At 74.1% G+C, this 336-nt stretch carries 1 protein-coding gene; it reads left to right on the top strand.

All coding sequences use genetic code 11. The annotated features are described in order from the left end of the window. A partial coding sequence (locus ADL29_RS11100; RefSeq protein ID WP_169795212.1) for a CobW C-terminal domain-containing protein occupies positions 1–336 on the top strand: 336 nt, incomplete at both ends.

The following is a 336-nucleotide window of genomic DNA, read 5'->3' as shown; positions in this document are numbered from 1 at the left end:
CGGCGTGAGCGGCCCTTCCACCCGGGGCGGCTCCACGCGGCCCTGGAGGATCTGGTCTGCGCCGCCGCTCGCATCCGGGGCCGGTTCTGGCTGGCCGACTGGCCCGACACGCTGCTGTCGTGGGACGCCGCCGGCGGCGCGCTGTGTGTGGAATCGGCGGGCCCGTGGCTTGCCGCGCTGCCGGACGCCGCCTGGGAAATGGTGCCTGCCGAACGCCGCGTCGCCGCCTCCCTCGATTGGCACCCCGAACACGGCGACCGCTGCCAGCACCTCACCTTCACCTGTCCCGGCCTCGACCGGGAGAACCTGCTGGCTCTGCTGGACTCGTGCCTGCTC

The organism is Streptomyces chattanoogensis (assembly GCF_001294335.1).
In the GTDB taxonomy this organism is placed as follows: Bacteria; Actinomycetota; Actinomycetes; order Streptomycetales; family Streptomycetaceae; genus Streptomyces; species Streptomyces chattanoogensis.
Note: the sequence above shows the minus strand (reverse complement) of the source record. Positions and strands in the feature narration are given on the sequence as shown.